General features: G+C 73.9%; 1 protein-coding gene. It reads left to right on the forward strand.

What is annotated here, in order from left to right; genetic code table 11:
* Positions 1 to 203, forward strand: a 203-nt coding sequence (locus IF54_RS40360; RefSeq protein WP_037821315.1) for an AMP-binding protein, incomplete at both ends; no start/stop codon positions are given.

Here is a 203-nt window from a genome sequence, read left to right on the forward strand (position 1 = left end):
CCACCCACACCGCCACCCTCGCCGCCGCCCACCAGGGCACCCTCATCCTCACCGACGCACACGCCGCCCGCATCGCCCGCCGCCCCATCACCGCCCCGGTGCGGGTGCCGGATCCGGCGCAGCTGGCCTACGTCATCTACACCTCCGGCTCCACCGGCCGCCCCAAGGGCGTGATGATCCACCACGCCGGTCTGGCCAACTAC

The organism is Streptomyces sp. NRRL B-3229 (assembly GCF_000719505.1).
GTDB lineage: Bacteria > Actinomycetota > Actinomycetes > Streptomycetales > Streptomycetaceae > Streptomyces > Streptomyces griseorubiginosus.